This window comes from Youngimonas ophiurae (nom. illeg.), from assembly GCF_049803795.1.
In the GTDB taxonomy this organism is placed as follows: domain Bacteria; phylum Pseudomonadota; class Alphaproteobacteria; order Rhodobacterales; family Rhodobacteraceae; genus Thalassobius.
The window spans coordinates 370,001-371,656 of the sequence record NZ_JBNAGJ010000004.1 but is presented as its reverse complement, the minus strand read 5'-3'; the positions used below and the strand labels follow the sequence as shown (position 1 = coordinate 371,656).

The following is a 1,656-nucleotide window of genomic DNA, read 5'->3' as shown; positions in this document are numbered from 1 at the left end:
CATCTATTTAGAGGGATCATAGTTTGGTTATTACTAGGTTTGGCGGTTACCTACTCTCCCACACCTTAAGATGCAGTACCATTGGCGTTAGAGCACTTAACTTCCGAGTTCGGGAAGGGATCGGGTGTTTTGCTTCTGCTATGACCACCAAACCGAGTAATAACCAAGTGTCCAAGTCAGTACGCTGTACATTGTGTTGTGTATGCTTTTGATATGATTGAGTAACTAGTCTTGCTGTTACTGGATCAAATCAAGCCTATCGGACCATTAGTACCGGTCAACTGAATGCATTGCTGCACTTACATCTCCGGCCTATCGACGTGGTGGTCTACCACGGTCCTCAGGGATACCTTGTTTTGAGGGGGGCTTCCCGCTTAGATGCCTTCAGCGGTTATCCTGTCCGTTCATAGCTACCCAGCACTACCGTTGGCACGATAACTGGTCCACCAGTGGAACGTTCACCCCGGTCCTCTCGTACTAGGGGCAACTCCTCTCAAGTATCCTACACCCACGGCAGATAGGGACCGAACTGTCTCACGACGTTCTAAACCCAGCTCACGTACCTCTTTAAACGGCGAACAGCCGTACCCTTGGGACCTGCTCCAGCCCCAGGATGAGATGAGCCGACATCGAGGTGCCAAACACTGCCGTCGATATGGACTCTTGGGCAGTATCAGCCTGTTATCCCCGGCGTACCTTTTATCCGTTGAGCGATGGCCCTTCCACACGGGACCACCGGATCACTATGGCCGTCTTTCGACTCTGCTCGACTTGTCAGTCTTGCAGTCAGGCTGGCTTCTGCCATTGCACTCAACGAGCGATTTCCGACCGCTCTGAGCCAACCTTCGCGCGCCTCCGTTACTCTTTAGGAGGCGACCGCCCCAGTCAAACTACCCGCCACACAGGGTCCCGGATCCGGATAACGGACCGCGGTTAGACATCAAGCAAAGCAAGGGTGGTATCTCAAGGGAGGCTCCACCAGGACTGGCGTCCTGGTTTCAAAGCCCACCACCTATCCTGCACATGCTTGGCCTGATGCCAGTGTGAAGCTGTAGTAAAGGTGCACGGGGTCTTTCCGTCTAACCGCGGGAAGCCTGCATCTTGACAGGCAATTCAATTTCGCTGAGTCTATGTTGGAGACAGCGGGGAAGTCGTTACGCCATTCGTGCAGGTCGGAACTTACCCGACAAGGAATTTCGCTACCTTAGGACCGTCATAGTTACGGCCGCCGTTTACTTGGGCTTCAATTCAAGGCTCTCACCTCTCCTTTTAACCTTCAAGCACCGGGCAGGCGTCAGACCCTATACGTCGTCTTGCGACTTCGCAGAGCCCTGTGTTTTTAGTAAACAGTCGCCACCCCCTGGTTTGTGCCCCCAGTCAATACTTGCGTAGAAACCGGGCCTCCTTCTCGCGAACTTACGGAGGTATTTTGCCGAGTTCCTTCAACATAGTTCTCTCAAGCGCCTTGGTATTCTCTACCAGTCCACCTGTGTCGGTTTAGGGTACGGTCTTATAGGAGGGCTATTTCCAGGAACCGATCAGCAGCCCAATCAATCCGATAAGATTGAACTACCTTCACGATCCGTCACCACTCCACGGCTCAGGAATATTAACCTGATTCCCATCGACTACGCATTTCTGCCTCGCCTTAGGGGC

The 1,656-nt window shown here is 52.9% G+C and carries 2 rRNA genes (1 of these 2 running past the window's edge); both read right to left on the bottom strand.

From position 1 onward, the window contains the following. Positions 1–37: 37 nt before the first annotated feature. Positions 38–152, bottom strand: a 5S ribosomal RNA gene (gene rrf, locus ACP15O_RS11760). Positions 153–246: 94 nt separating this feature from the next. Further along, a 23S ribosomal RNA gene (locus tag ACP15O_RS11755) occupies positions 247–1,656 on the bottom strand (it continues 1,454 nt past the right edge of the window).